Origin of the sequence: Priestia sp. BR_2 (assembly GCF_041954005.1) — a bacterium.
Taxonomy (GTDB): domain Bacteria; phylum Bacillota; class Bacilli; order Paenibacillales; family Paenibacillaceae; genus Paenibacillus_AQ; species Paenibacillus_AQ lautus_A.
On the sequence record NZ_JAVFHM010000117.1, the window covers coordinates 1 to 515 of the forward strand.

Here is a 515-nt window from a genome sequence, read left to right on the forward strand (position 1 = left end):
TTTCATTCCAATAATCTAGTAGTCCCCCACAACAATCCGTACGTACAGCTTTTACAATCATCTTTACTCCCCTCTACTAATCCATAAAAATCTGAACTCTATCCGCATTTACCTGGTCTTTTCCCCACACCTTAATTTCTTTCTCAATGTTAGTTATCCCCCCACTACCCGGGTGTAGTGGCTGAGGGATAGCCATAGCTTGTCCTCCACCGCCAATATGATGATGTAATAATGGTTTTCCTCTTAAACCAGTGATGTCATACTGAGGAAAGTAGCGACGAAATACTGCATCATGTTTGATAGCCCATCCATTTTCTAAGTTTTCTATATTAGCTTTACTGAAATATTCTGGATGCTGCTTATACAGTTCTTTAAAATAATACTTATGGTCTCTTAACCATCCTTCTGAGTTTGTACTGCTCTTCCCTTTTCCTACAAATGGCATTTCAACAATTAAGTTTTTGTCTGCCATCACTTTTGTAGTAAATGTTCCTTTTTTCGTTACAATTGTATAT

1 pseudogene is annotated in these 515 nt (G+C 37.5%); it reads right to left on the bottom strand.

The features are described from left to right. Window positions 1–76 precede the first annotated feature (76 nt). Window positions 77–515 (bottom strand): annotated as a pseudogene (locus tag RB298_RS03875) (hypothetical protein); the annotation flags it as partial.